The sequence below is a fragment of the Baaleninema sp. genome (assembly GCF_049974805.1).
Lineage (GTDB): Bacteria > Cyanobacteriota > Cyanobacteriia > Cyanobacteriales > Geitlerinemataceae > Baaleninema.
Genome location: NZ_JBNGCO010000185.1, coordinates 1 through 5,704, shown reverse-complemented (window position 1 = coordinate 5,704; position 5,704 = coordinate 1). Strand labels below are relative to the sequence as shown.

The following is a 5,704-nucleotide window of genomic DNA, read 5'->3' as shown; positions in this document are numbered from 1 at the left end:
CATCATCCCCTCATCTCATCATCCCCTCATCTCATCATCCCCTCATCTCATCATCACCAATGCGGTTCGCCAAACAACACCATCGAACAGGTGATTTGCTTGAGAAGCTGTTCGGCGACGTCGCTGACGGCTAACCCCCCAGCGGTTCGGCGGCGGCGGGAACATAACACCACCATTTCGGTCGATCGCGCCGCCTCGAGAATCGCTTGGGCGATATCGTCGTGAACGATCGACTTCATATCCGCTTTTACATCCACCTCGGTTTCAGAAAACACCGCCCACAGCGACGACTCGAAGGCTTCGATTTTTTCGGGGGTGGTGCGTCGATCGCAGACGTGCAGCAACGTCAACTCTGCATCGTTGGAGGCGGCGAACAACTGGGCGAACCGCATCGCTTCCAACACTTGCGGGGCGAGACTTTTCACCGGAACTAAGATGCGGTGAATGTTCGACGGTTCGTCCAACAAACGCATCACCCCAACCGGACAGTGAGAGGACCAAAACACGCTGTCGATGATGTTTCCGAACAATCGCGCCCGAATCCCGATATTTTCGTTCCACCCCATAACGATGGCGCTGACGTTCTGTTCGCGGGCGGTGCGACTGATTCCGTGGGCGATATCGCTATCGATGCGGATGCGGGGCGTCGCCTCCACGCCGAAGTCCTGACTGACTTCTAACGCCCGTTGTAGCAGTCGTTCCCCCCGTTGAAGGGCTAAGTCTAACTCCGGTTCGTCCATGTGGGCTTGGGCGGGCGCGATCGACAGCGGTACGATCGATCCTCCCCGTTGACGGGCGATAATCGCCGCCATCTCGATTAAATAGCGTTCCGTGAGGGGGTTCGCCACGGGAACCAACACGGTAAACGGCTGTTCCGACTGGAAAAAGGGAATCGAGGGGGAGGTGTCCGGTTCTGGCGGTTTCGCTGTTGCGGGAGACAGGGGCAGTTTCTGGGCGAAGTGGGACGTAGCCACCGGCCCCACCACCGACGTCACCAACATCAACACCACGACGCTGTTAAATACCGATTCGGGCAACAATCCCGCCTGATTCCCGGCTAACGCCGCCGCCAAGGTGGCCGCCACCTGGGGAATCGACAGGGACCACATGGTCATTGCCGCCGGCCAACTGTAGTTATAAAGTTGTTTGGCCAGCATCGCCGCCAAAAACTTACTCACCAGCAGGTTGACGACGATGGCCAGCATCAAACTGAAGTTGCTGGTAAAACTTTCGAGAAATGCCGAAACATCCAGCAGCAACCCCATTCCCACGAAAAAAAACGGGATAAACAGGGTACTGCCGACGAATTCCACTTTGTCTTCTACCGGCCCCCGTCCGACTACGTCGTTGACGGCCAACCCGGCCAAAAACGCCCCGACGATTTTATCGACGTTAATCAATTGAGCGCCCACCGAGGCGACGAACACCGCCAACAATACGAACAAAAATTGGTTGCTTTCTTCGTCTCCTGTGCGGCGGAAGTATTCTTTCCCCGCCCAGTCCAATCCGACTAGAACCGTCACGGCGTACAGTACTAAGGCCACCAGTTGCACCACCAAGCTGGTGGCGGAAAACTCCCCGGTGTGAACGGACACGCAGATGGCTAACACCAGTAAGGCGGTGATGTCGGTGAAAATCGTTGCCCCGATGGTGACGGTGATGGCTTCGTTACCGCCAACCCCCAGGCGTGTCACGATGGGATAGCCTAGCAGCGTGTGGGATGCCATCAAGGAACCGATGAGGATAGCAGCGTTGGGACCAAAGCCGAAGAGGGTGGCTGTGGCTGCCCCCGTTAACAGGGGAATGGCGAAGGTGGCGAGGCCGAAACCGAGCGATCGATCCTTTTTTTTGCGAAATTCCGCTAGGTCGATTTCTAAACCCGCCACGAACATCAGATAAATTTTGCCGATGTCTGTAAACAGTTTCATGTAGTCGGTTTCGGGATCGAGCAGTCCCAAGCCGTCGGTGCCGAGAACTACCCCCGCGACGATGAGTCCCACCAGTCCCGGCAGGCGCAATCTCTCAAACAGGGGGGGAACTGTCAGCACCACTAACAGCAGAATCGTAAAAGATATGATCGGCGTATCCGGAAACAGTTCTTGTAGTTGTTCCATGGCTATCGAGAGCGTAAGGTGGGGCGCTAACTGGGTCGATCATGATCGAGCGCGCAATTTCCCTTGCGGTCGATCGCTACGTTCAGATTTCTTAATCCTTGTAATTTAAAGATTTAAATTACAGGTTTTTTTGATATAATATACTATAATAAATTATCATATTTTTTTGAATACAAAAATAAACGATCGAAATGCCTGATATCGTAGACATTGCCGTGGGTGCGGGTTCCTTTGAAACCCTCGTTACCGCCGTAAAAACCGCCGACTTAGTGGACGTTCTGAAAAGTCCCGGCCCCTTTACCGTCTTCGCGCCCACAGACGACGCCTTCGCCAAACTGCCGCCGGGAACGGTTCAAACTTTGGTACAAAACCCGCCGCAACTGGCGCGAATCCTGAAATATCACGTGGTTTCCGGCAAGTATACTCGCGCCGATCTCGAAAGTGTTTCTTCCCTGGATTCCGTGGAAGGGGCGCCCATTTCCATCGACTGTTCGGACGGCTTTGAAGTTAAAAATGCCACGGTAATTAACGCCGACATCGAAGCCGATAACGGTGTGATTCACGTCATCGACAACGTAATTTTGATGGGATAGAACGAACTGTCTCTCAATCCCTTAAAATTAGAGGGGTGTCCGTCAGCTTCGGAGGTTCATGTCCGCACCGATCGCGCAACCGACATCCCTCGAGTTCGCCCTCAAACAACATTTCGGCTACGATCGCTTTCGCCCCGGCCAGCAACAGATCGTTGAAACGGCCCTTCACAACCGCGATCTGTTGGTAATTATGCCCACAGGGGGCGGAAAATCCCTCTGTTACCAGCTTCCGGCGTTGTTGCGCCCCGGCGTGACGGTGGTGGTGTCGCCGCTAATCGCCCTGATGCAAGACCAAGTTCAAGCGTTGCAAAACAACGGAATCGGGGCGACGTTTCTCAACAGTACCGTCAGCGGGATCGAAATTCGCGATCGCGCCCAAGCGGTTCTCAGCGGAGAGGCGAAACTCCTCTACGTCGCCCCAGAACGGCTGTTAAGCGACAATTTCCTACAATTTCTCGATACGGCGCGATCGAACATCGGACTGGCTGGATTCGCCATCGATGAAGCCCACTGCGTCTCGGAATGGGGTCACGATTTCCGCCCGGAATACCGCCAACTTTCTCAACTGCGACGCCGTTACCCAGATGTTCCTGTAATGGCGTTAACCGCCACCGCCACCGATCGCGTCCGTCAGGACATCGTACAACAACTGGCGTTGCGACAACCCCACATCCACGTCGCCAGTTTCCACCGCCCCAACCTCTACTATGAAGTTCGCCCCAAAACCCGCAACACCTACTCGGACATTCTGCAAGTTATCCGACAAGGAGGGTCGGGAATCGTCTACTGTCTCAGTCGCCGCCAAGTGGACAAACTGGCGTCTGAACTGCAAGAAGACGGGATTTCCGCTTTACCCTACCACGCGGGAATGAGCGATGGCGATCGAACGGAAAACCAAACCCGTTTCATCCGCGACGACGTTCAAGTGATTGTAGCGACAATCGCCTTCGGAATGGGAATCGACAAACCGGACGTGCGCTTCGTCATCCACCACGATCTTCCCAAAACTCTGGAAAGTTACTATCAAGAAACTGGACGGGCGGGGCGCGACGGCGAACCTTCTCGCTGTATCCTGTTTTTCAGTTACGGCGACGTGGGAAAAGTCGAGTGGATTATCAATCAAAAACCCGATCCCCAAGAACAGCGTATCGCCAAACAACAACTGCGCCAAGTTATCGATTACGCGGAAAGTACTGAATGCCGAAAAGCAATTCAACTGCGATATTTCGGCGAAGAACTCGATCGCAAATGCCAGCAGTGCGATAACTGTTGCCATCCCAAACCCGTCGAAGACTGGACGATCGAGGCGATGAAATTCCTTTCTTGCGTCGCCCGCTGTCGCGAACGGTTTGGCATCACCCACATTATCGATGTATTGCGCGGTTCCCGCAAGTCGAAAATTCAGAAATACGGACATCACCAGCTTTCGACTTACGGAATTGGGAAAGATCGCACCGCCGAAGAGTGGAAATTACTGGCGCGATCGCTCAAACAACGGGGATTTGTTGACGAAACCGACGATGGGTATCCGGTGTTGAAACTCAACCCCCTCAGTTGGGAGATTATGCGGCGACAGCGCCAGGTAGAAATCGCGGTTCCGCGCAAAGTTTCGGTGATGGAAGCCGACACCCGCAGCCAAGGGGCGATCGATGCAGAAATGCTGTTGTTCGAGTTGCGATCGCTTCGCAAACAAATCGCCGACGAGCGATCGGTGGCACCTTACACTATTTTTGCAGATTCGACGTTACAACTGATGGCGCGACAGCGTCCCCAAACCTTGGAGGCGTTTTCAAGACTTTCTGGGGTGGGGAAATACAAACTCGAACAATATGGCGATCAATTCGTGGGGGCGATTCGAGAATACTTGCGAAAACAGGGGTCTGTTTCGATTCGTCCTTCTCGAAAATCTTCCGCCAAATCGAGCAGTTTATATTCGGACACTCGCCGCCATAGCTTGGAATTGTTTCAACAAGGAATGGCGTTAGAAGATATTGCTTTAGAACGCAATCTTTCCCCAAAAACGGTGTTTTCTCACCTGGAATCTTTGATTCGAGCCGGAGAAGATATCGACCTCGATCGCCTGGTTTCGCCAGAACGCCAACAAGTCATCCGTCAAGCGATTCGGACGTTAAAACCCGAAAAACTCAAGCCGATTTACGAATATTTGGGCAGTGGCGAATACAGTTACGAAGAAATTCGACTCGTGAAAGCGAAAATGGATGTTTTAAACGAATAACAGAAGGCTAAATTTTTAACTCAAAAAATATAGCGATCCTTCCTTCTTGGCACTAAATAGCTTGTTAAAACGGGTCTTCTGAGTTTGAGGTGATAAGCGGATTTTATATCCCCCCCAACCCCCCTTTCAAAGGGGGGCGAAGGGGGGATGCGCCCCTACCCAGATTTTGTATTCAAATTAACCAATTACACCCTAATCTCTAAAGACCCGTTAAAACTTCATTCCGTTGGTCGATTGTTTCTCCAGATCCTCGATTTTTGTTAATATGACGATAATATTATATGGCAATTTACTGAAATATAATGTTGCCGCGAATGACTTAATATTACTTTTTTTTACGAAAAGTCTTAAAATCATGACATACGTTCAATGACTTCCATACCAGGAGGTTGAGCGATCGTAAGTTGCATAATTTCAAAAAACAGTATTATTTGTATACCCCCCCCTGCTCGAAAATTGACATGAGGCGATATAATCGTGGCACACTAAGATGTCAAACGGTTTCCAACCAAGAGTTGTAGGGTGTATTCGCTTATATTTAGCGACTGTCATTTTTGGGCTGTAATCTTAGTGTGATTACTTAAAAAAGCCGTTTCTTTTAAATAAAAAATGGCTTTTGCGATATGAATAGAACCCTAAAAAACACCAAATTTTGACGGATTATACATCCAATAACGATCGATTTTTGGCATGTTCTGACAGGATATGACCGAAAATTAGGGGTTTCAAGCCCCGCCCTTCCAGGGCGGCATTTAAAATGC

General features: G+C 51.4%; 3 protein-coding genes. 2 read left to right on the top strand and 1 reads right to left on the bottom strand.

Going from position 1 to position 5,704, the window contains the following annotated elements:
• Positions 1 to 53 precede the first annotated feature (53 nt).
• On the bottom strand, positions 54 to 2,114 hold the full coding sequence (locus tag ACP5D4_RS20750; RefSeq protein ID WP_428013515.1) for a cation:proton antiporter: 2,061 nt from the start codon (positions 2,112 to 2,114) through the stop codon (positions 54 to 56).
• Between the two features lie 191 nt (positions 2,115 to 2,305).
• Here ACP5D4_RS20750 and ACP5D4_RS20745 point away from each other — a divergent pair, with 191 nt between their 5' ends.
• Positions 2,306 to 2,707 (top strand): fasciclin domain-containing protein, encoded by a 402-nt coding sequence (locus ACP5D4_RS20745; RefSeq protein ID WP_428013514.1) that lies wholly within the window; start codon positions 2,306 to 2,308, stop codon positions 2,705 to 2,707.
• A 58-nt stretch (positions 2,708 to 2,765) separates the two neighbouring features.
• A complete protein-coding gene (recQ, locus tag ACP5D4_RS20740) occupies positions 2,766 to 4,943 on the top strand; it encodes a DNA helicase RecQ (RefSeq protein ID WP_428013513.1) in 2,178 nt (725 codons plus the stop codon).
• Positions 4,944 to 5,704: the final 761 nt, after the last annotated feature.